Annotated in this window: 19 protein-coding genes; 9 read left to right on the forward strand and 10 right to left on the reverse strand. The window is 69.9% G+C overall.

From position 1 onward, the window contains the following. Positions 1-85: 85 nt before the first annotated feature. Entirely contained in the window at positions 86-1,939 is a 1,854-nt protein-coding gene (locus HEB94_RS42610; RefSeq protein WP_192755102.1) for a hypothetical protein, read from the forward strand. Further along, complete coding sequence (locus HEB94_RS42615; protein ID WP_192755103.1) at positions 1,940-4,873, forward strand: MATE family efflux transporter; 2,934 nt, start codon at positions 1,940-1,942, stop codon at positions 4,871-4,873. It abuts the gene before it with no gap. A gap of 14 nt (positions 4,874-4,887) precedes the next feature. Here HEB94_RS42615 and HEB94_RS42620 read toward each other — a convergent pair whose 3' ends face one another. From HEB94_RS42620 to HEB94_RS42645, 6 genes are all read right to left on the reverse strand, one after another. Beyond that, positions 4,888-5,928 (reverse strand): glycoside hydrolase family 26 protein, encoded by a 1,041-nt coding sequence (locus HEB94_RS42620; RefSeq protein ID WP_192755104.1) that lies wholly within the window; start codon positions 5,926-5,928, stop codon positions 4,888-4,890. Between the two features lie 325 nt (positions 5,929-6,253). Further along, entirely contained in the window at positions 6,254-6,838 is a 585-nt protein-coding gene (pth, locus tag HEB94_RS42625) for an aminoacyl-tRNA hydrolase (RefSeq protein WP_192755105.1), read from the reverse strand. Positions 6,839-6,862: 24 nt separating this feature from the next. Further along, the gene (locus tag HEB94_RS42630; RefSeq protein WP_192755106.1) at positions 6,863-7,510 is read right to left on the reverse strand and encodes a 50S ribosomal protein L25/general stress protein Ctc; all 648 of its coding nucleotides are present in this window, start codon (positions 7,508-7,510) and stop codon (positions 6,863-6,865) included. 233 nt (positions 7,511-7,743) lie between these two features. Continuing rightward, a complete protein-coding gene (locus HEB94_RS42635) occupies positions 7,744-8,724 on the reverse strand; it encodes a ribose-phosphate diphosphokinase (RefSeq protein WP_192755107.1) in 981 nt (326 codons plus the stop codon). Next, on the reverse strand, positions 8,721-10,232 hold the full coding sequence (glmU, locus tag HEB94_RS42640; RefSeq protein ID WP_337918365.1) for a bifunctional UDP-N-acetylglucosamine diphosphorylase/glucosamine-1-phosphate N-acetyltransferase GlmU: 1,512 nt from the start codon (positions 10,230-10,232) through the stop codon (positions 8,721-8,723). Before glmU ends, HEB94_RS42635 begins: the two co-directional genes overlap by 4 nt. Positions 10,233-10,352: 120 nt before the next feature. Beyond that, positions 10,353-11,315 (reverse strand): helix-turn-helix domain-containing protein, encoded by a 963-nt coding sequence (locus tag HEB94_RS42645; protein WP_192755108.1) that lies wholly within the window; start codon positions 11,313-11,315, stop codon positions 10,353-10,355. 94 nt (positions 11,316-11,409) lie between these two features. Here HEB94_RS42645 and HEB94_RS42650 point away from each other — a divergent pair, with 94 nt between their 5' ends. From HEB94_RS42650 to HEB94_RS42675, 6 genes are all read left to right on the forward strand, one after another. After that, positions 11,410-12,354 (forward strand): phytanoyl-CoA dioxygenase family protein, encoded by a 945-nt coding sequence (locus HEB94_RS42650; RefSeq protein ID WP_238361770.1) that lies wholly within the window; start codon positions 11,410-11,412, stop codon positions 12,352-12,354. Positions 12,355-12,485: 131 nt separating this feature from the next. Then, complete coding sequence (locus HEB94_RS42655) at positions 12,486-13,277, forward strand: TIM barrel protein (protein ID WP_192755110.1); 792 nt, start codon at positions 12,486-12,488, stop codon at positions 13,275-13,277. Positions 13,278-13,312: 35 nt separating this feature from the next. Beyond that, a complete protein-coding gene (locus HEB94_RS42660; RefSeq protein WP_192755111.1) occupies positions 13,313-14,299 on the forward strand; it encodes a Gfo/Idh/MocA family protein in 987 nt (328 codons plus the stop codon). After that, positions 14,296-15,684 carry a sulfatase family protein gene (locus HEB94_RS42665; protein WP_192755112.1) on the forward strand — a complete coding sequence of 463 codons (1,389 nt, stop codon included), beginning with the start codon at positions 14,296-14,298 and terminating at the stop codon, positions 15,682-15,684. The genes HEB94_RS42660 and HEB94_RS42665 overlap by 4 nt, the downstream gene beginning before the upstream one ends. Positions 15,685-15,694: 10 nt before the next feature. Beyond that, positions 15,695-17,080, forward strand: a complete 1,386-nt coding sequence (locus HEB94_RS42670; protein ID WP_337918366.1) for a sulfatase family protein — start codon at positions 15,695-15,697, stop codon at positions 17,078-17,080. Positions 17,081-17,180: 100 nt separating this feature from the next. After that, positions 17,181-17,381, forward strand: coding sequence for a hypothetical protein (locus tag HEB94_RS42675; protein ID WP_192755113.1), 201 nt, complete (start codon positions 17,181-17,183; stop codon positions 17,379-17,381). A 27-nt stretch (positions 17,382-17,408) separates the two neighbouring features. Here the strand turns inward: HEB94_RS42675 and HEB94_RS42680 are convergent, their stop codons facing one another. The 3 genes from HEB94_RS42680 to HEB94_RS42690 all read right to left on the reverse strand — a co-directional run bounded on the left by HEB94_RS42680 (position 17,409) and on the right by HEB94_RS42690 (position 19,425). Next, on the reverse strand, positions 17,409-17,975 hold the full coding sequence (locus HEB94_RS42680) for a DinB family protein (RefSeq protein ID WP_192755114.1): 567 nt from the start codon (positions 17,973-17,975) through the stop codon (positions 17,409-17,411). Positions 17,976-18,073: 98 nt separating this feature from the next. Further along, a complete protein-coding gene (locus tag HEB94_RS42685; protein ID WP_192755115.1) occupies positions 18,074-18,292 on the reverse strand; it encodes an HNH endonuclease in 219 nt (72 codons plus the stop codon). Further along, positions 18,259-19,425, reverse strand: coding sequence for a DUF222 domain-containing protein (locus tag HEB94_RS42690; protein WP_192755116.1), 1,167 nt, complete (start codon positions 19,423-19,425; stop codon positions 18,259-18,261). Before HEB94_RS42690 ends, HEB94_RS42685 begins: the two co-directional genes overlap by 34 nt. Positions 19,426-19,830: 405 nt before the next feature. On the opposite strand from HEB94_RS42690, the gene HEB94_RS42695 reads away from it, so the two are divergent. Continuing rightward, the gene (locus HEB94_RS42695) at positions 19,831-20,769 is read left to right on the forward strand and encodes an aminoglycoside phosphotransferase family protein (RefSeq protein WP_192755117.1); all 939 of its coding nucleotides are present in this window, start codon (positions 19,831-19,833) and stop codon (positions 20,767-20,769) included. A 54-nt stretch (positions 20,770-20,823) separates the two neighbouring features. Here HEB94_RS42695 and HEB94_RS42700 read toward each other — a convergent pair whose 3' ends face one another. After that, positions 20,824-21,426 (reverse strand): PadR family transcriptional regulator, encoded by a 603-nt coding sequence (locus HEB94_RS42700; protein WP_192755118.1) that lies wholly within the window; start codon positions 21,424-21,426, stop codon positions 20,824-20,826. Positions 21,427-21,431 lie beyond the last annotated feature (5 nt).

Below are 21,431 nucleotides of genomic sequence, written 5' to 3' on the forward strand. Positions count from 1 at the left end.
GAGGGGGCGCAATCCGTCGAAACGCCACCTGGCAGGCAAACACTGGTCTACCGTCTCTTGAGCACCACTTGAACCTGGGGGGATCATGCGCGACGTCGAGGACACGTCCGCGCTCACGGCCTTCGTCGTCAACGCCCTGCGCCGGCATGTCGCGCTCATCCTCGTGCTGTGCGTACTCGGTGGCGTGGCCGGGGCGACGTTCGCGCTGCGGCAGGGCATCCACTACACGGCCAACGCCTCGATCCTGGTCAACCCGCTGCAGGGAAACCCCTACGCACCGGACGGCCGGGGCGAGCAGTTGGTCAACCTGGAGACCGAGGCGCAGCTGATCCGGACCGACGGTGTGGCCCAGCTCGCCGCCAAGCAGATGCGGACCTCCACGCCGTCCGACGAGCTGCGCGCGGCGCTGGAGATCGAGAACCCCACCAACACCCAGGTGCTCCGCATCTCCTTCACGGCGGCGGACAGCCGCCACGCGCTGCACGGTGCCCAGGCCTTCGCCGACTCCTACCTCACCTATCGCCGCCAGCGCGCGCAGTCGGTGATCGATTCGCGGCTCGCCCGGATCCGCCAGCAGCAAACCAGCACGCAGTCCGCGCTCAACGACGCCACGGCGGAGTTGGCGCGGACGTCGACCGAAGCCGCCCGCCGGGCCTACCTCGGCGAACGGGTGAGCGCGCTCGCCTCGCAGCTCGCGAGCCTCGAGACCGAGGTCAGCACCCTCACCGCGACCGACCTCAGCCCGGGTCAGGTGATCAGCCCCGCGGCGCTGCCGATCGGCGTCGGCGGCAACTACACCCCCCTGATGTTCGGCGGCGCCGGTCTCCTCGGCGGTCTGCTCCTCGGCGCGGCGCTCGCCCTGCTGCGGACCCGTATGGACCAGCGGATGCACGATCCGAGCGACGTCGAGAAGCTCGGTGTACGCCTGCTCGGCTTCGTCGACGCGGGCGGACGACTCGGCGGGCGCCGATCCAGTGCCGAGCCGCCGCCGCTGCCGGAGGCCTACCGCGCGATCCGTACGACCATCATCACCAGCACCGACGTCCCTCCTGTCACCCTCGCCGTCGCGAGCGTCCGGAGCGGCATCGCCTCGGGTCCCGAAGCGGCCGGCATGGCGGTCGGCCTCGCCCGCGCGGGTTTCAGCGTCGCGCTCGTCGACGCGACGGGAGAGGTGACCCGGCTGCTCACCGGCACCGGCGCGCTTCCTGGGCTGTCCGAGCTCCTCGCCGGCATCACCGGCCTGCGGAACATGCTCGTCCAGCCGGAGGAGAACCTCGTCCTGCTCCCGCTCGGTCGTCCGGCCCGGGAGACGATGGACCAACTGCTGTCCGGTCAGATGCGCGCCACCCTCGGTCGGCTCCGGGAGTGGTACGACTACGTGATCCTGGCCGCTCCCCCGGCACCGAGCGCCGACGGGCAGGCCCTCGCCTCCCTCGCCGACGGCGTCGTCCTGGTGGGCGGCCTCGACATCAGCTCCCGTGCCGACCTGGCGACCGCGACCGCGGCACTCGAGCACGTCAATGCGATGCCGCTCGGCGCGGTCATGGTCGCGGGACTGTCCCCGGCCGGCACCGCGCCCCGACGGTCCCTGCTCGGGCGGCTCCTGATGCCGCTCGCCCGTCGGCAGGCGCGAAGGCGGGCCCAGAAGGAGGCGCGCGAACTCGGCAAGGGCGCGACGCGGTTCCCCGAGCCCACTCCCGCGGCCGAGCCGGCCGACCGCGTCCCGCACGCCCGGCCCGCCGCACGGCAGGGTGGCGAGGCGCACACACCCATCAGCACCACCAGGCGACGGCGGATCACGCCGAGCCATCCCACGCGGGCGGCCGCCCGCGCGATCGCGGCGAACGGCACCACGCGTTCGCAGGAGACGGGTCACCTCGAAGCGACGGTCGGAGCCGACGACTTCGAGGGGCAGCGACCCGACCGGGGGGACGATTAGGTGAGCACGGCAGCCCCGATCCAGCGGCTGGCGCGCAACGGAACTCTCAACCTGGCGGGGACGCTGGTAGGCGGCGCCGCGGGCATCGCCTTGGTGGTCGTCGTCACGAACGGCGTCCCTCAGGACGTCGCCGGGATCCTGTTCGCGGCCACTTCCTTCTTCCTGATCGTCACCGCGATCTCCGGCCTCGGCACCGATGTCGGCCTCGCCCACACCATCCAGCGGCAACTCACCGCCGGCAACCCGGCGGGCGCGCTCGCCACGGTGCGCATCGCGCTCCGACCGGTGATCGCGCTGAGCGTCGTCGCCGCGGTGGCCGTGTGGGTGACCGCGCCCTGGTTGGCGGGGTTGCTCGGCAGCGACCCGGCGAACGGCGGACCCGCCACGATGGCGCAGATGCTGCGCGTGCTCGCGGTCGCGTTCCCCGTCGCCACGGCGTACGACACGATCCTCGCGGCCACCCGCGCGCACGAGACGATGCGGCCCAACGTCCTTGTCGAGAAGCTCGGCCGGCTCCCCGGCCAGATCCTGTGCGTGCTCGTCGCGGTGTGGCTCGACGCGGGTCCGGTCTGGCTCGCGGTGGCCTGGGCGGCGCCCTACGCCGTCGGCCTGGTCGGCATCGTGTGGTGGTACCGCACGATCACGACCTCGTTGCGTGGCCAGCCGGACGGATCCGGCGCCGAGGCTCCCGCGACGCTGGCGCACGACTTCTGGGGGTTCACGACGCCGCGCGCCTTCGGCCGGATCTGCCAGGTCGCCCTGCAACGCGCCGACATCGTCCTCGTCGCCGCTTTGCTCAGTCCACGTCACGCGGCCGTCTACACCGCGGCGACTCGCTTCCTCGTGCTCGGCCAACTCGGCATCCAGGCGATCCAGCAGGTCCTCCAGCCGCAACTGTCGGCGCTGTTCGCCCGCGGCGACGTCAACGGCGTGCGTGACGTCTTCTCGGCGTCCACCGCGTGGCTGATGGCGATGGCGTGGCCGATCTACCTCACCAGCGCGGTCGCGGCTCCGGTGTTGCTGAGCATCTTCGGCGGCGGCTACGAGGCCGGTCAGGCCACGGTCGTCATCCTCGCTCTCACCATGCTCGCCACGACCGCGACCGGGTCGGTCGACATCGTCTTGTTGATGGCCGGACGCAGCCGGCAGAGCCTGGTCAACAACGCACTCGCCCTCGTCGTCGACCTGCTGCTCGTCGTCCTGCTCGTGCCCACGCTCGGCATCACCGGCGCGGCCATCGCCTGGGCGGCCGCCCTCGCCGTGCGGAACTCGCTGCCGATGTTGCAGGTGCGCCGGGCCTACGGCGTCATCTCCTTCGGCCCCGGCGTCGGCTGGGTGGCGGGCGCGGCGACACTGTGCTTCGGGCTCATCCCGCTGCTGATCAGCCTGGTCGCCCCGATGACCGTCCCGGTCGTGGTGGCCTGGCTGGTGCCGATGTGCGCGCTGTACGCCCTCCTGCTGTGGAAGGGCCGGCGCCACCTCTACCTCGGTGCGTTCCGTTCCGTCCTGCCGGTCGCCCGCGTGGTCTCCCAGGTCCGGCGGGTCGCCGCGAGGGCGCGGCGGATCCTCGCGCCGGTCCTGGGCGGAGCCCTCGCGTTGGCGCGCGCGCTGCCGCTGCCCCGCCGGGCCCGGGTCGTGTTGTCCACCCTCGCCCTCCGCAAGCCAGGGTTGACGCAGGTTCGGCTCGACCACCTGCTGCTCGGCGTCCAGGACGGTGTGCCCGCCTCGGCGTACGCGGAGAGGTTCGACGACCTGCTCTGGGCGTCCACGCCGGTCACGCATGGCCCACACGCCGAACTCCTGCGGCTGGCCGCGCGGTGTGAAGGGGCCCGCCCCACCGACGAGGCCATCCTCGCCTCGCCCTACGCCGAGCACGCACGCCGCTGCCTGCGCCTGTCCGGCCGCTACTTCTGGGCCACCGACGAAGCGGGCATCGTGGAGGTGGCGCGCTCCTTCCTGGCCCGCGCGGACCTGCCCGTCGCGGCGCCCGCTGGCTCGCGTCCGGTGACGGTGCACGCCTCAGGAGATCCGGCCATGACGGCCGCCGCCGGGACGCTGGCCCCGACAGCGGTGTCCCCGCCCCGCCCGGCACCGACGGCCCGGACCGGGCAGAGCTCCACCGCCGACCCGGTGCTGGTCGCTCCGATCCGCGACTCCGACTGCTACCAGGTACTCGACGGACACCACCGGCTCGCGCTGCTCGCGCACCAGGGCGTCCCGACCGCCCAGGTCAAGGTCAAACGGCTCCCGGTGACCACACCGCTGCAGGACCTGCTCACCCAGATGAGCTGGATCGGCGGCAAGAAGGAGCTCTACCAGCCGGTCGACGCACCGGAACTCCGGCAGAGTTGGACGACGGTACGCCGCTGCCAGGACCGGCTCGCGCTGATGGACGGTCAGCTCGCGGCACTCGGCGCCGGCCCGGGCCACAGCTATCTCGACGTGGCGAGCTGCTACGGCTGGTTCGTCCAGCAGATGGCGGAGCGGGGATACGCCGCGCAGGGCGTTGAACGCGACCCGCTCGCGCCGCGGCTCGGCGCGGGCGTCTACGGGCTCGATCCCGGCCGGGTGAGCGTCGGCGACGCGGTGGAGTTCCTACGCACGGCGCGCGAGGATGGCCGCCGCTTCGACGTCGTCTCCTGCTTCAGCCTCCTGCACCACTTCGTCCTCGGGCGGGGCGGCGGCACCAGCGCGGAGGAGCTCACCCAGCTCCTCGACTCGGTCACGGGCCGGGTGATGTTCCTCGACACCGGACAGGAGCACGAGGCGTGGTTCGCCCGGACGCTGCGCGGCTGGGACGCCTCCCACATCGCGCGGTTCCTGACGACGTACACGACGTTCGACGAGGTGATCGACCTCGGCCCGGACCAGGACGCCGTGCCCCCCTACGCCGACAACTACGGTCGTCATCTCTTCGCCTGCGTACGGAGATAACGCTCGGCCGGGGCCTACGGGTTGAAGTAGGGCAGCATCCCGGTCCTGCGGTAAGCCGTCAGCGACGCGGCCGAGGTGTCCACCCGGGTCACGCCGACCGTCCGGCCCACCGAACTGTTCCAATAGACCAGCGCCTTGATTGCCGGCCAGTACCTCGTCTGCTCGCCGAGTTGGGTGAACAAGGCGGCTTTGGCAGCTGGATTACCGGGCTGTTCCGCTACCCCCCACTCACCGAGCATGAGCGGCTTTCCGGGGGCGAAATTGGTTGCCCAGGTATAGAAGCCGGGCCAGTTCGGATACTCCGGGAAGGTGCGGTTGAAGAGATCCTCGATGCCGCCGCGATAGGCCCCGCTGCCGAAGATATAGGGGTCGTAGGCAATCCAGTCGACCACGTCATTACCGGGGTACATGTCTTCGAACCACGGCTCGCTTCCCCACCTCGGCAGGCCCACGTAGTTCATCACCGTCACGATCTGGTTGACACCGCGCGACCGCAACCGCAGAATCACGTGCCGGTACATGGCGCGGTAGTCGGTCGCCGTATAACCCGAACCAGGGGTGGGGCGCACCTCTTCCTCGGGTTCGTGGTGGACGGTGAAGAAGAACTGTTGCCGGAAGTTGGCGTTCATGTAAGCCGCGAGCGCGTCGAGTTCGGCATTGGTCGCACCGGCCGCCACCTGGGCCCAGGTATGCCCGGCCTCGGGCTTGTAGTTGATCGAAAGTAGACGGTTCTTTCCAGGCTCGGTGGCCCGTTTGATCTGAGTGGGGGTGGGGAACCTCTCACCGGCCCGTTGGTAATAGTGCGAGATGTTGACCGTGCGCCCGATCTGGGTCTCGAAGTTCACCAGTGCCGCGTCCCAGGTCTCGCCGTTGAGCGGGTTGGACGCCACACCCCACCACGCACCACATCTCGGCACGAGCTTGGGGCCAACGCCACAGGTGCTCTTGACGGCCGGTCCCAAAGAGTCAGCGGGTGCGCTTTGGGCTGCTGCCTGGCTCGCGGCAAGCACGAGAACGAACGCGACGCCCAGCACTTTGACGAGCTTGCGAGACACGATGGCCCTCCTGTCGGGCATTTCCCTCACCATATGCGGGGAACCAGACCCGCCTCAGGCGAATGCGGAGGGCACTCAACCACGGAAGGGAGTGTGCGTGCCGAGAGGTCTAGCGGGTCATGCAGAAGGTGCCGGCTCCACGCACCCCCCGGGCGCGAAGCCGGCACCTCCGAAGCAGGGACTCGCCGTCTGCATGGAAAGTTGCAGCCGAGATCAAACCGTAACCTGATGGCCAGGAAGGCTCCCCGTTCGGGAAACGGAAAGGAACACCGCGGCCGCCGGCCATCGAATGCCCGGCGGATCGCCGGTCACACCGGTCGTGCGATCAGACGTGGTAGGAGTTCTGCGACTGTTCCAGGCCCGCGGTGACGAGTGACTCCACCGCGTCGGCGGCACGGTCGAGGAAGAACGGGAGTTCCTTGCGTTCGGTCGAGCCGAACGGCGAGAGCACGAAGTCGGCCGGGTCCTGCCGTCCGGGCGGTCGGCCGATGCCGCAGCGGACGCGAAGGAAGTCGCCGGTCCCGAGGGACCGGCGGATCGAACGGAGCCCGTTGTGGCCGTTGTCGCCGCCGCCCATCTTCAGCCGGAGCGCGGCGAACGGAATGTCGAGTTCGTCATGGACGACGACGATCTGGTCGGGCTCGACCTTGTAGAAGGTGGCCAGGCTGGCGACCGACCCACCGGACTCGTTCATGTACGAACGAGGCGTCGCGAGGACCGCTCGGACGCCCGGAAGCCCGCCGAGTCGGCCCTCGAGCACCTCGGCCCGCCCGCGTGGGTGGGGCCGCAGCCTCCCACCCATCCGCTCGGCCAGCAGGTCGACGACCTGGTGGCCGATGTTGTGTCGATGTGCGGCATACGTGGGCCCGGGATTGCCCAGGCCCACCACCAGCCAGGGACTGTCCGCCATGGCTGCCCGTCGCGCCCGCGCCTACTACTGGCCTTCGGCCGCGGTCTCGCCGCCCTCTTCGGCAGCGGGAGCCTCGGCGGCCTCGGCAGCCTCACCGGCGCCGGCCTCGGCGAGCTCACCCTCGACCTGCTCCGCGGTCGGCGCCGCGGCGATGTTGACGATCAGGGTCTCGGCGTCGAGCTGCATCGCGGTGCCGGCCGGGAGGACGATGTCCTTGGCCAGGATCTGCGTGCCGACCGCGACGCCCTCGATCGAGACCTGGATCTCGCTCGGGATGTGGGTCGCCTCGGTCTCCACCGACAGGGTGGTGTGCTCGAGCGCCACCAGGCTGCCCGGTCCTGCCTCGCCGACCAGCGTGACGGGGACCTCGACGACGACCTTCTCGCCCCGCTTCACGATGAGCAGATCGACATGCTCGAGGAAGCCCTTGATCGGGTCGCGCTGGACCTGCTTGGGAATCGCCAGCTCGCTGCGATCACCGAGGTCCACGTCGAAGAGCGCGTTGGACGTCTTGAGCGCGAGCATCAGCTCGTGACCCGGCAGCGTGACGTGCACTGGAGCACTGCCGTGGCCGTACAACACGGCGGGCACGAGACCCGCGCGTCGGATCCGTCGTGCCGCACCCTTACCGAACTCAGTGCGGGACTCGGCCTTGATCTTGACCTCGGACACGGAAGTTAACTCCTCGAAAGAACGGGCGGCGTCGGGCTGCGGGCGATGGCTGCTCGGCGGCGCACGAGTCCGAGACCGCGTCGATCACGGAGCCGGTGTCGGGCGTCCCTCGCCGAGGCAACCGGGAAAGAATACCCTCTGTCGTGTTTCTGGTCGCGCAGGGGGCTGTCGACCCTATCGCAGCGCCGTGCCCGCCGCGAGCCGCGCGAGGCTGTACGACCGGGGTCGTACCCTCAGCTGACCCCGCCGAAAAGGCTGGTGACCGAACCGTCTTCGAAAACCTCGCGAATCGCCCGCGCGATCAACGGCGCGATCGACAGCACGGTCAGCGAGTCGAAGCGGCGTTCCTGCGGAATCGGCAGGGTGTTGGTCACGACGACCTCGCGGATCCGGGCGTTCTTGAGCCGGTCCACCGCCGGGTCGGAGAGGACACCGTGCGTCGCGGCCACGATCACGTCGGAGGCGCCGGCGTCGAGCAGGGCATCCGACGCCTTCACGACCGTGCCGCCGGTGTCGATCATGTCGTCGACCACGACGCAGGTGCGTCCCTCGACCTCACCGACGACGCGGTTGGCGACGACGGAGTTGGGGACGTTCACGTCGCGGGTCTTGTGGATGAACGCCAGCGGGCAGCCGCCCAGCCGGTCGGCCCACTGCTCGGCGACCCGCACCCGGCCGGAGTCGGGGGCGACCACCGTGAGCAGGGACGTGTCGACCCGGGTCTCGATGTAGCTCGACAGCACCGGCAGCGCCAGCAGGTGGTCGACCGGGCCGTCGAAGAAGCCCTGCGTCTGGGCGGTGTGCAGGTCGACCGCCATCAGCCGGTCGGCACCCGCGGTGTGGAACAGGTCGGCCATCAGCCGCGCCGAGATCGGCTCCCGGCCGCGGTGTTTCTTGTCCTGCCGGGCATATCCGTAGAAAGGGGTCACCATGGTGATGCGCTTGGCGGAGGCCCGCTTGAGCGCGTCCGTCATGATCAGCTGCTCCATGATCCACTCGTTGATCGGAGCCGAGTGACTCTGGATCACGAAGGCGTCGCAGCCGCGAACGGACTCCTCGAAGCGCACGTAGGTCTCGCCGTTGGCGAAGTTGTACGACGTGGTCGGCACGAGATCGACCTCGAGCAACTCGGCCACCTCGCGCGCGAGTTCAGGATGAGCCCGACCCGAGAAGAGCATCAGGTTCTTCTGGGTGGTGCGCTTCATCCCGGTCACTGCTCGCTCCTGTCCGATGCTCCATCAACATCGCCAGTCTGCCTCTCCTGGCGCGCGGGCGCATCAGCGGTGTCCGTCTGCTGCCCGGCGGCGCGGGCGGCCGCCTCCGCCGTAGGGGTGCCGGCACGCTTGCGGGCCACCCAGCCGGCGACGTTGCGCTGCTGCCCCCTGGCCACGGCGAGCTCGCCGGGGCCGACGTCCTTCACCACGGTCGAGCCGGCCGCGATATAGGCGCCGTCGGCGATCTTGCGGGGTGCGACGAGCACGGAGTCGCTGCCCACGAAGGAGTGGCTGCCGACCTCTGTGCGGTTCTTGTGCACTCCGTCGTAGTTGGCGAAGATCGTGCCGGCCCCGATGTTGGTGGCCGCGCCGATCGTGGCGTCGCCGACGTAGCTCAGGTGCGGCACCTTGGCGCCCGGACCGATCTCGGCGTTCTTGGTCTCGACGAACGTGCCGATCTTGCCCGCTTCGCCCAGGTTGGTACCGGGCCGGAGGTAGGCGAAGGGCCCGACGTTCGCGCCGGCGCCGATCACCGCCCCCTCACCGTGCGTGCGGACCACCCGTGCGTCAGGGCCGACGGTGGTGTCGGTGAGCGTGGTGTCGGGGCCGACGTGCGCGCCCGCGGCCACCGTGGTGGCTCCCCGAAGCTGCGTCTGGGGGTACAGCGTGACGTCGGGTTCGAGCGTCACCGACGCGTCGACCCACGTGGTGGCCGGGTCGATGACGGTGACCCCGGAGCGCATCCAGGCGGTGAGGATCCGCTCGTTGAGCAGCCGGCCGAGTTCGGCGAGCTGCACCCGGTCGTTGACGCCGAGGATCTCGCTGTCGTCCTCGGCGACCACGGCGTCGACCCGGTGACCCTCCGCACGCAGGATGCCGAGAACGTCGGTGAGGTACTCCTCACCCTGGGAGTTGTCAGAGCTGAGCTTGCCGAGCGCGTCGGCCAGCAACACGGCGTCGAACGCGAACATCCCGGAGTTGATCTCGGCGACCGCGCGCTGCTCGTCGGTCGCGTCCCGGTGCTCGACGATGCCCTCGACCGAGCCGTCCGGCGCGCGCAGGATGCGGCCGTAGCCGGTGGGGTCGGGGACGACCGCGGTCAGCACGGTCGCGGCGGCACCCCGCTCCTGGTGCGTCGCCAGGAGGGCGCGGAGGGTGTCGGGGGTCAGCAGGGGAACGTCACCGTTGGTCACGACGACGGTGCCGGCCAGTGGGGGCAGTGCCTCGAGGGCGGTCCGGACGGCGTGTCCAGTGCCGAGTTGCTCGGCCTGGACGACCGGGCGGGCGGTGGGGTCCAGGGCGGCGAGGTGGGCCGTCACCTGGTCCCGGCCGTGTCCGACGACCACCACGAGGTGCCCGGGCTCCAGCGCACGGCCGGCCGCGGTGGCATGGCCGACCAGGCTTCGCCCGCCGAGCTCGTGGAGCATCTTGGGGGTCCGGGACTTCATCCGCTTCCCCTCACCGGCGGCGAGGACGATGACGGCAGCCGGCTTCACAGTCGCGATCACGCGGATGTACTCCTCGGCGTCGCGGGCAGGTTCGGCCCGAGCATATCCGTGCGACCGCGCCGACGTGGCCGCGCCCGGCCGTCACGGGTCGAAGGTCCGAGGAGCGTCCGCCCCGGACGGTCAGAGCAGTCGCTGGCGGCGTCGCCACACGGTCGGTGGCTGGCCCGTCCGCTCGCGGAACACCCGGGAGAAGTAGTTGGCGTCGACGAAGCCAGAGCGGTGCGCGACCTGGGCCACGGTGAGCGGGGTGGCGCGCAACAGCCCGCGGGCCCGCTCGATCCGCTGCTCCAGGACCCACTCCATCGGCGAACGCCGAAAGTGCGCCACGAACCTGCGGCTCAAGGTGGCTCCGCTGCACCCACCCACCTCAGCGAGCACCGTCACGGTCAGGCGGTCGGCGAGGTGGTTCTCGACGTAGGCCAGGACTCGCTGGAGTTCGTCCGGCGCAGCGCCGAACGGGTCCGGCCCGGCCGCGGGCGCGACGTCTCGCCGGGAGGCGAGTTCGGTCAGTTCGCCGGCGAGCATGGTGCCGAGCGCCCGGACGAGGCTCTCCGACGGCGTTCCTCGCCGCCAGACCTCCACGGCGTACGCGCTCAGCTGGGCCAGACCCGGTGCCGCGTCGGCAGTCGTGGCCAGCACATGGCCACCGAGGAACGGCTCGCCGTCGCGCCGCCAGCCGCAGCCGGCATGGGGATGCAGGGGATCGTGCGGCACGGAGGGCTCCACCGGATGCCCCTCGTCGTGCTGGGGAACGAGATGGACGCCGAGCATCAGGAACGGGTCGACGTCGGCGGCGGCGTAACAGATCCGGTGGCCCCAGGGCAGCACGAGGAGTACGCCGGGGGTGAGTGCGTACCGCACGCCGTTGACCCAGACCTCCCCCTGCCCCGCCCGGCACCAGGCCACCATGCGCGACTCGACCCGGGAGAAGCCGAACCGCTCACCGGGACCGAACTGCACGGCGTTCGCCTGCAGCAGCGCGGGAAACGCCGGACGCGCCGACGGGACGGCGACCGCCGACCCCACCTCGGACGGGCCCAGCGGCGTCGCCAGCGTCAGCGTGGCCGGCACTGGACCTGTCATGAGCGGATCCTCCAGTCATCGACAGCTCAGGCCATGTCACCAAACCGTGACCCGTGGTGATCTGGACTCCGACGGCTCGACACGGGAGCGCCCTTTGACCAACTCGCCGGACACCTCGCCGCGCACGACGGACTTCCTCGACTCCTCCGGGCTCCTCGACGACCCCGCCGCGTTGCGAGCACGCGCCGACGAGCACGGCTACCTGTTCCTCCGCGGACTGTTGCCCGCCGCCGACGTTTTCGACGTCCGCCGGCGACTTCTGGAGATTGTCCGACGGCACGGCTGGCTCGTCGATGGAACGCCGGTCTCGGACGGCATCGCGGACGTCGAGGCGTTCGACCGGGTGGACCGGGCGGCGCGGGAGTTCTGCGGCGTCGGTGTTCCCCGCGCGGCGTACGAGGACGTCCAACGGGTGCGGGAGTTCCACGAACTCGCCCACCATCCCCGGCTGCTCGCGCTCTACCGAGCGTTGTTCGGCGCGGAGGTGCTTCCCCATCCGCGCAACATCGCGCGCGTCATGATCCCGGGCCGCGCGAACCACCCGACCCCACCGCACCAGGACTTCATCCACATCCAGGGAACGCCGCGGGTCTGGACGGCGTGGTTCCCGCTCGGCGACTGTCCGCGCGAACTCGGCGGGCTCACGGTGCTCGACAGGTCGCACCACGAGGGGCTCATGTCGTACAAGGCGTCTGAGGGTGCGGGCGGTCTGGAGGCCTACCTCTGCGACCTGGACCTGCCCTGGGCGCAGGGGGACTTCGCGGCGGGGGACGTCCTGACGTTCTCGAGCCACACCATCCACCGCGCGCTCCCCCACCAGCGAGCGGACCGGGTCCGACTCTCCTGCGACTTCCGCTACCAGCCCGCGGCGGAGGAACTCCTTGAGGCCTCCCTGCGCGTGCACTGCGACGTCCTGTCCTGGGACGAGGTCTACGCCGGCTGGCCTCCTGGCGGCATCCGGTGGTACTGGCGCGACCTCGCCCTCCGGCACTCGACGTGGGACGAGTCGCTCCGCTGGCAGAAGGACCGGATCTGCTGAGTCGGCCCGCGTGCCGGGACCTCCGCGACCCACACGTCGCGGCCACACCGCACGTGCGGCCCGCACCACCGCATCGGAAAGACCCCATCCAACCCATCCACCCAAGGCCATCGATCGGAAGAAGGTGACGCGTGAAGCTCGGATGCAACACCGTCCTGTTCGCCGGGTACGACGTGGGCGAGGCGCTCGACAACCTCGCCTTCGCGGGGTACGAGTACGTCGAACTCGCCGCGATCAAAGGCATGTGCGAACACCTCTCCGTCGACCAGGGGACACGCGGCGCGGAGGAGGTCGGCAAGCGGGTCGAGGCGGCCGGGCTGACCGCGACCGCCGTCGAGGCCGCGACGACCGACCCGGAGCGGCTGGCCCGGATCTGCGAGCTGGCGGCGACCGTCGGCATCGAGATCGTGAACGTCGGCTCCGGCGGCGTCTCCGGTGACGAGGAGTCGACCAAGCAGGCGATCGAGAACGTCGCCCGGCTGGCCGACATCGCCGCCTCCGCCGGCTGCAAGCTCGCCGTGAAGCCGCACGTCGGGCAGGCGATCTTCGACGGCGCCACCGCCCTGCGCCTGACCTCCGAGGTCGACCACCCCGCCCTTGGGCTCAACTTCGACCCGAGCCACCTCTACCGCGCCGACGAGGATCCACACGAGGTCGCCGCGCGCTGGAACACCCGCATCCTCACGAGCCACTTCCGTGACTGTGCCTCGCGGGAACGCCAGGTCGGACCTCCGCCGACCCAGATCCCCGGACGCGGAACCGTCGACATCCCCGCGACGCTGCGCGCGCTCGCCGACGTCGGGTACGCCGGCCCGCTCAACCTCGAGGTGATCGGCGCGGCGGCCTACACCCTCCCCCAGGTCACCGCGATCGCCGCCGAGACCCGCGGCTACCTGAACCGCTGCCTGCAGGAGCTCGGCTGAACGCGGCCGACCCACACTCACCAGAAGGAGTGCGTATGTTGCGTGTCGCAGTCGTCGGCCTGGGCAACATCGGCAAGACCCACAGCCGCTACTACAGCGAGAACGCCGACGCCGAACTCGTCGGGCTGTGCGACATCGACGCCGCCCGGGTCGACCCGGTGGCCAAGTCGTACGGCGTACCCGCCTACCACGACCTCGGCGAAATGCTCGCCGCCGAACGTCCGGACGCCATCAGCGTGGCGACCGCCGGACCGGAGAACGGCGGCCACCACTTCGAGCCCACCATGCAGGCGATCGAGGCCGGTGTGCACGTCCTGGTGGAGAAGCCGATCTCCAACAACATCGAGCACGCCCGCGCCATGGTGGCGGCGGCGAAGGAGCGCGGCGTCCTGCTCGGCGTCAACCTGAACCACCGCTTCACCCCCGCCGCCGAACGCGCCAAGCGGATGCAGGAGGAGGGCGCCCTCGGTGAAGTGCTCTTCCTGAACATGGCGTTGTGGATCAACAACCCGAACGAGAGCTCGCCGTGGTTCCACCTGCGCGCGCTCCACCCGCACTCGATCGACGTGATGCGGTACTTCGGCGGTCCGATCGCGAAGGTGCAGGCCTTCCTGCACAAGGGACCCGGTCGCTCGATCTGGTCCAACGCCTCGATCAACGTCCAGTTCGCGAGCGGTGCTGTCGGCCACCTCACCGGCAGCTACGACGCGAGCGGGCTGCACCCGATCGAGCGGTGTGAGGTCGGTGGCAGCGCCGGCCGGCTGGTAATCGAGAACGTCTACCAGAAGCTCGAGTTCTTCCCGCGGAAGTCGCCGGAGAAGATCGTGGTCGAGAACTCCATCATGGGCGGGATGGGGAGCTTCAACGAGACGTTCCGCAACCGGATCAACGCCTTCGTCTCCCAGGTCGCGGCCGGTGGGCCGCTCGATGCCTCGGGCGCCGACGGGCTCGCCGCGCAGGAGGTCATCGAGGCCGCGATCCGGTCGTTCGAGGGCGGCACGGTCGAGGAGGTGGCGGGTTGACGAACATCGTCCTGATCGCGCTGGACACCCAACGCGCGGACCACCTCGGCTGCTACGGCTACCACCGCGACACCAGCCCGAACCTCGACGCCCTCGCCGCCGCCGGTGTCGTCTTCGAACGCTGCTACGCGCCGAACATCCCGACCCACCCGAGCTTCACGACCCTCTTCTCCGGCAAGGAGGCGATCACCCACGACATCGTCAACATCGGCGGTGGCGTGCCGATCGCCGACGGCGTACGCCTGCTCCCGGAGATCCTCTCCGACGCCGGCTACGTCACCGCCGCGGTCGACAACATGAACCGGCACTTCAGCCGGGGCTTCGAGCACTACCACAACTACCAGTGGGACCGTTCGGATCCGACCGTGCTCCGCAAAGCGGAGACGGTCACCAACCTCGCGCTCCCCGCGATCGAGGAGGTGATCAACGACCCGCGGCCCTTCTTCCTCTTCCTGCACTACTGGGATCCGCACACGCCGTACCTCCCACCGCCGGGCTACGAGGAGCTCTACACCGACGGCGAACGGGACCCCTACGACCAGGACAACCACAGCATGGACGAGGCGTGGACCTGGGAACCGTTCAAGTGGTACTTCCACGACTGGATGCCCGGCGTCACCGACGCGGAGCACGTGGTCAGCCTCTACGACGGCGAGATCCGCTACATGGACAGCTACCTCGCCAAGGTCTTCGCCGCGCTCGAACCCGTCCGCGACGACACGATCGTCGTGATCACCGCCGACCACGGCGAGGTCCTCAACGAGCAGCTGGGCTACTTCGACCACCACGGCCTCTACGAGGGCAACATCCACATCCCGTTGATCATGTCCTGGCCCGGGAAACTGCCCGCGGGCCGGCGGGTCCCCGGCATGGTGCAGAACCTCGACGTCAGCCAGACCCTCCTCGACCTCGTGGGAATCCCGCAGGTGCAGGGCATGGAAGGGGTCAGCCTGCTGCCCTCCATCTACGGCGTCCGGGAACGCAACTACGAGACGGTGTACTTCTCCGAGGCCACCTGGCAGGTCAAGCGTGCGGTCCGAACCGACCGTTGGAAGCTGATCCGTGCGATCGAGCCCGATCCGCACGGGCGCCCGATGAAGGAGCTGTTCGACCTGGCGGCCGACCCCGGTGAGCAGGTCAACCTCGCCGAGGACCGGCCCGACGTCGTGGCCGAGTTGGAGGCTCTCCTGGACGCGTGGTTGGAGAAACGGCTCGCGGAGACCGGACGGAAGTCCGACCCGGTGGCCGACCAGGGCGCGTGTGCCACCAGTATCGGGAAGCCGAAGCCGGACGATGTGGTCGGGGCGGGAGCCGTTCCGCTGCGGGAACGCACCGGGAGGGCGGCGAGCATTCCCGACCCGAGCGAACTCAACTCGGGTCGCTGAACGGACCCCCGTGCCAGACCTCCTGCCAGCCGACGTGCCCGACGGGATGCCGGACATCGTCGTTGTCGGGATCGACACCCTTCGTCCGGACCATCTCGGGTGCTACGGCTACCCGCGCCCGACGTCACCGGGCCTGGACGCGCTCGCCGCGCAGAGCGTGGTCTTCGACACGACCTGCGCGGCGGGCATCCCCACCACGCCCGCCTTCACCACCCTCTTCACCGGGCTGCATCCGCTGGTGCACCGCGTGGTCACCCATCCGGCGCGACACCGGCTCGGTGGTGACGTCCGTACCCTCCCCCAGCTCGCGCAGGCGGCGGGCTACTTCACGGCGGCCTGCGACAACCTCGTCGTCCAGGGACAAGGCCGGGGCAGCTGGTTCGCCCGCGGTTTCGAGCAGTACTCCGGCTTCGTCTACACGCCGTTCCAGGACCAGAGCGCGCGAATCACCGACGCGGCGTTGTCGTTGGCGGCGGAGCGCCGGGACGCGCCGATGTTGTTGTTCGTGCACTACTGGGACCCGCACACGCCGTACGGGCCGTGCCCGCCCTACGACACGATGCACTACACGCCCGGATCGGCGTCGGTGGATCTGGCCGACGTCCGCGCCCTCGCGCCCGACTACTACGACGTGTTCCTCTCCGACATGCGGCTGCGCCACCCGGACGATTACGCCTACGTGGTCGCGCAGTACGACGGTGAGATCAGCCAGGTCGACGCCCAGGTGCGACGGCTGGCCGACGGGCTCAGCGGCCTCGGCCGCTTCGACGACGCGATCTTCGTCGTCCTCTCCGACCACGGCGAGTGTTTCGGTGAGGGTGACTTCCACTTCGACCACCACGGCCTGTACGACGCGGTGACCCGGACGGTCCTGACGATGCGGATACCCGGGGTGCAGCCCGGCCGGTGCGGTGCCCTGGTCTCCCACGAGGACCTGCTGCCGACCCTGTGTGATCTCGCCGGCATCCCGCTCCCGGCGTACCCCCTGACCGGACGCAGCCTGCGCCCCCTGCTCGCCGACCCGGCCGCACCCGGCCGCGACGCCGTGGTCACCGTGGAGTCCACCCGGCAGGCGTCGCTGTCGCTTCGTACGCCGACGCACAAGCTCATCCAGCCGATCACCGAACTGCTGGACGGCACGCCGCTGCCGGACTTCTACGGACGGGCCCGATCCGCCGATCCACTCGTCTTCGACCTCAGTGAGGACCCGGGTGAGACGCGGGACGTCGCGGCGGAGCGGCCGGACCTGACGGCCCGGCTACGCGCCGAGCTCGCTCGACGGACGGGTGAGCTGCTGACCCGCACCGACGGTCCGGATCCGCTCCGCACCCAGGGCCTGGGCCTGCCGTACGAGCACTTCCTCCGGCGTCTCACCGCCCGGCACGGCGGCCACTAGCCTCCGTACTGCTCCGCACGGGCCAACTGCACGGCTCACCTGTGCGTCTTACCTCCGACGCAGCACAATGGCGGGAGAAGACGGGACGAGAGGGGTCGCGATGACCAAGAACCCCGAGCCCGAGCACCGGGAGCATTTCACCGACGAGGAGCTCGCCTTCCTGCGGTACGCCCGATTCGGCGAGCTGCCCGAGCGGGTGCTTCCGGCAGACCTGGTCGAACTCGTCGAAACCGAACCCCCGGAAGGGCTCCCCGAGACGATCGACGATCCGCGACTCTGGGGCGAGGCCGGTCGGTTGTGACCGTTTCACGCTGAAGTGCGTCGCGGTTCACTCGACGGCGGCCTTCCAGAACCACGAGGTCAGCGGGGGCCGCTCGTCGAGTTCACCGCGACCGGTGGACCACAGCAGAACTGCGACGGGCTCACCGGACGGCGCGTGGGGGAACAGACGGTCCAGAACGGCCGCGCTGAGGTCCGTCGGCGGCCGCCACGGCACACCGAGCCCCTGGGCGATGTCGTAGGTGTGGAGGAGGGTCTCGGCGACACCCATCGCGGCGAAGCCGGTCGGGTCGCACGGACCGTAGTGCCAGGCGCGGGTAGCGGGGTCCGCCGAGGCCAGGGCCAGCTGCAGCAGGCCGCTGGACGCCTTCACCACCTCGAGTACGTCCGCCGGGGAGGTGCCTTCCCTGACCATGAGGTCGTAGGGGAGATAGGCGCTGTCGGGGCGGGCCGCGAGTTGTCCGGCGTACGCCAACAGATCATGCGCGATGTGGGCGGCCGTCTGCCAACAGCTCCACTCCAGGGGACCCGCGCGCACCTGCCAGTCCCGGTCGGTCTGCGGGGTGAGTACCTCGACCATCTCGACCAGGGCGTTTCCTACATCGCTTCCGTTCATCGGACGCATCCCGGAAGCCTGCCAGCACTCGGTTGGGGATCGGGAGGCCGGGGGCTCCCACGGCATCCGGTCAGCGGCGTCCGGTCAGCGGCGTCCGGTCAGCGGCGGATCACGCTGTGGTCGTCGGGTCGGATGACGTGCTGGTAGGGATCCACCCAGGGCGGCGGGAGGTATTCGGGGTGGCCGTCGTCGCTCATGCGGACGGTCCAGCCCTTGGTGTGGATGACGGTGTGATGGTGCTGGCAGAGGAGGACGCCGTTGTTCAGGTCGGTTGCTCCTCCGTCTACCCAGTGCTTGATGTGATGCGCTTCGGCCACTTCTCCGGCCGTCTGCAGTCGGGGAAGTGGCAGAAGTAGCCGTCCCGCTCGGCCAATGCGTGTCGTTGGGAGGACGTGAACAGCCTGGTCCCTCTGCCGAGGTCGAGAACCGCCCCGTCGCCCCCGAGGACGGCCGGGATGATCTCCGCATCACAGGCCAGTTGCCGCACCAGCGTCGCTGACAGCGGCGGCCCCGTGATCCGGTAGCCGATCAGGGTCTGCCCGCCCCGCCCGCTCCTGTTCTCGTCGCCGTGGGTCTTCACCTTCAGATGCGCGGGGCCGGAGTCGGTGAGCACGGAGTTGAGAGTGCCGTAGCCGAGCCGGGCCACGAGGTCGGCCAGGGACATCGTCACGGTGAGGCGCGGGCTGATGCTCCCGCGGGTGGGTGCGTCGGCGGCTGCCTGTGCCTGGCTGAGGAGTTCGGCGAAGGCGTCTGCCTGCCGGCGTTCGCTGCTGCGCAGGTCCGGCCCGTCAGGACCGGTCGGCCCAGGGCGGGCCAGCGGATCGAGGAGTGCCTGCAGGATCGCGAGGGTGGGCACGTCGAGGCGCAGGAACATGGTGCCCATCCCGTCGCGGACCGGACCGAAGCTCAACGTGCGGTTCTCCCGGGCCCTGCGTTCTTGTTCTTCCAGTTGCTTCCCGATCCGGCGTTCGGCGTCCTCGGGTGCGATCACTTCGTAGAGGTGTTTGCCGGCCTTGTCCAAGTCATCGGTGTCGAGGGCCTGCGCACTGTCGAGCAGGAACGCCTCCGCCTCCGCCCGTACGGCGGCGTCGACATCGTTGGGGAGGCGGCGGATCGCACGCTCGATCACCTGCGCCTGACCCAACGAAATCTCACCGTCAGAGAGGGCTTCACCCGTCGAACGGAGCATCTGGTCCAGCGCCTTCGCCAACCGCACCGACACCGACGCCTCACGACGACCCATCCGCGTCACCTGCCGCACCCAGCCCGCGGCGTTGGCGGCACCGGCCAGCTTCTTCACCTCATTCAGCTCAGCCTGCCGCGTCAGACTCAGCCGCAACGAAGCGAGCCTCGCTTCATATGCAGCGATCTGCCGCATCGCCCCTTCGTATTGATCCAGCGGCAACGACAACGTTGGGCACCCCACCGCACCGTCGAGCTGCTCACCCACACCAGCAAGCCAAGCCAGCAACGGATGCGAAGCCCGCACCCCCGCTGGCACTGCCGGTGTCGATGTCCATGACCAAACCCTAGACCCGACCACCGACAACAACCCCCATAAAACAAGGGTATTCAGCCCCACCGGTGAAGCTTCTTTCTGACAATCCCTGGTCACGTTCCAGGGCCGACGAAGGACGCGGAGGTTCCCCTCCGCCGCCCCGACAGACCCACGACCCCCGTCACACCCACACCGAAAAGACCCCTCGGGCCGTCGTCAACTCTCCTTTGACTTCGCGCGTCAGCGACACCACCGAGTCCACGCACAGAACGCCCCGATCCCCACCTCCGATCCCGACGACCCCACGACCTCGACGACCTCGAAATCCACTACCGGACCGCGTTCACGATCGTTACCGTGTCCAGCACCATGACCGATGCGCGGCAGACTGACGACAACCTGATCCCGGCAGGCGTTCGGGAGCGGATCAGCACCTATCACGAAGCCGGCGCGGACTGGCTCGAGCGACTCCCCGAGCTCGTCGCACGATGCGTCAGCACCTGGGACCTCGTAGTCCTTCCCGCGTTCGAGCCTGGCGGCGACTCCAGTTGGGTCGCACCCGTGCGTCGCGGCCAGGGCGACCTGGCCGTCCTCAAGATCACTGTCCCGACCGCGGTTCGGGACGATCCCGCCACTCCACTCGGGATCTGGGCGGGCCGGGGTGCCGTTCGGCTCTACGCCCACGACACTTCGATCGGCGCCTCACTGCTGGAGTACTGCGTTCCCGGCACCGACGCGGCCGACCTGCCGCGAGACGCGGCGGACGACGTAGCGGTCGAGGTCCTCGAACAGTTGTGGCAGGCAGACCTCCCATCCGACGCCCCCATCGAGCCCCTGACCAACATCTGCGCCCTGCGGATCCGAGCGCTGGAACGACGGGCCGACCAGTACGCCGGCGACACCGAGGACGTCGGCGGCCAGGTCGACGTCGGCCCGTTCCGAGAGGCCGCCCGCCTGTTCGCCTCGCTACCCGGATCGACCGATCGTCAGGTGTTGCTGCACGGCGACTTCCATCGGCGCAACGTGATCTCCTCCGCGCGGGGCTGGCTAGCCATCGATCCGGTCGGACGGAGAGGCGATCCGGGGTTCGACGTCGCCGCGTTCCTCCAGCACGACGCGAACCGTCCCGACCTCCGCGCCCGGGCCGATGGGCTCGCGGACCGGTTGGGACTGGACGCTGAGCGGACCCGCCACTGGCTGTTCGCCTTCGTCACCCAGGCGGCCTCGTGGCACCTGTCGATCGGCGACTACGCGACGTACGCCACCTTCAGCCAGGGCGCGTCCACCCTGACCTGAGACAGCCACCAACTGGTGGACGACTCCGTAGGACACAACCGGCCGGAGCCGACGTCACGCGCCCTTCTTCGACTTAGGGCTCGCCCCCGACTTCTGCCCTGACGTCTTCTGCCCTGGCGTCTTCTGGCCTGGCGTCGCCAATGGCACGGTCTGCGCCCACTCGGCCCACTCGCCAAGCGACTGGTATAGGCGCACGGCGCCCTCGATAGCGATACGCAGCGACTGTGTCGCCGGGCTGTCCCCGAAGTCGCCGCGGTCCTTCGCCTCGGCGTGCGAGCGGTAGACCGTGGCCATCTCGGCGAAGAAGCGCGCCTCCTCGGCGAGGTGACGACGTAGATCCTCCGGCTCCATGAGCCAGAAGAAGACAGAGCGCAGCAGGGACTGCAACCGCATGGTGTGGTCGACCTCGCCGGTGCTCAACCAGCGCTTCACTTCGGCTAGACCGCCGTCGGTGATGCGGTAGGCCTTCCGCCCGCGCGGCCCTTCGCTCTCGACCTCGATGAGTCCTTCCCCGGCCAGCCGGTTGAGCTCGGCGTAGATCTTCGGGTGCTGGGCGGGCCAGACCGTTCCGAGCACCTCCTGGAACCGACGAGCAAGGTCATACCCGCTGGCCGGCCCCTCGGCGAGGAGTCCGAGCAGGCCATGGCGCAACGACATCGCGG

The sequence above is a fragment of the Actinopolymorpha pittospori genome, assembly GCF_014873875.1.
Lineage (GTDB): Bacteria > Actinomycetota > Actinomycetes > Propionibacteriales > Actinopolymorphaceae > Actinopolymorpha > Actinopolymorpha pittospori.

What these genes read in the sequence shown, in the direction of transcription:
- pth (WP_192755105.1), bottom strand. Translation starts at nt 6,838, where the DNA reads ATGGCGGACAGTCCCTGGCTGGTGGTGGGCCTGGGCAATCCCGGGCCC.
- HEB94_RS42645 (WP_192755108.1), bottom strand. Translation starts at nt 11,315, where the DNA reads ATGACAGGTCCAGTGCCGGCCACGCTGACGCTGGCGACGCCGCTGGGC.
- HEB94_RS42660 (WP_192755111.1), top strand. Translation starts at nt 13,313, where the DNA reads ATGTTGCGTGTCGCAGTCGTCGGCCTGGGCAACATCGGCAAGACCCAC.
- HEB94_RS42610 (WP_192755102.1), top strand. Translation starts at nt 86, where the DNA reads ATGCGCGACGTCGAGGACACGTCCGCGCTCACGGCCTTCGTCGTCAAC.
- HEB94_RS42700 (WP_192755118.1), bottom strand. Translation starts at nt 21,426, where the DNA reads ATGTCGTTGCGCCATGGCCTGCTCGGACTCCTCGCCGAGGGGCCGGCC.
- HEB94_RS42680 (WP_192755114.1), bottom strand. Translation starts at nt 17,975, where the DNA reads ATGAACGGAAGCGATGTAGGAAACGCCCTGGTCGAGATGGTCGAGGTA.
- HEB94_RS42675 (WP_192755113.1), top strand. Translation starts at nt 17,181, where the DNA reads ATGACCAAGAACCCCGAGCCCGAGCACCGGGAGCATTTCACCGACGAG.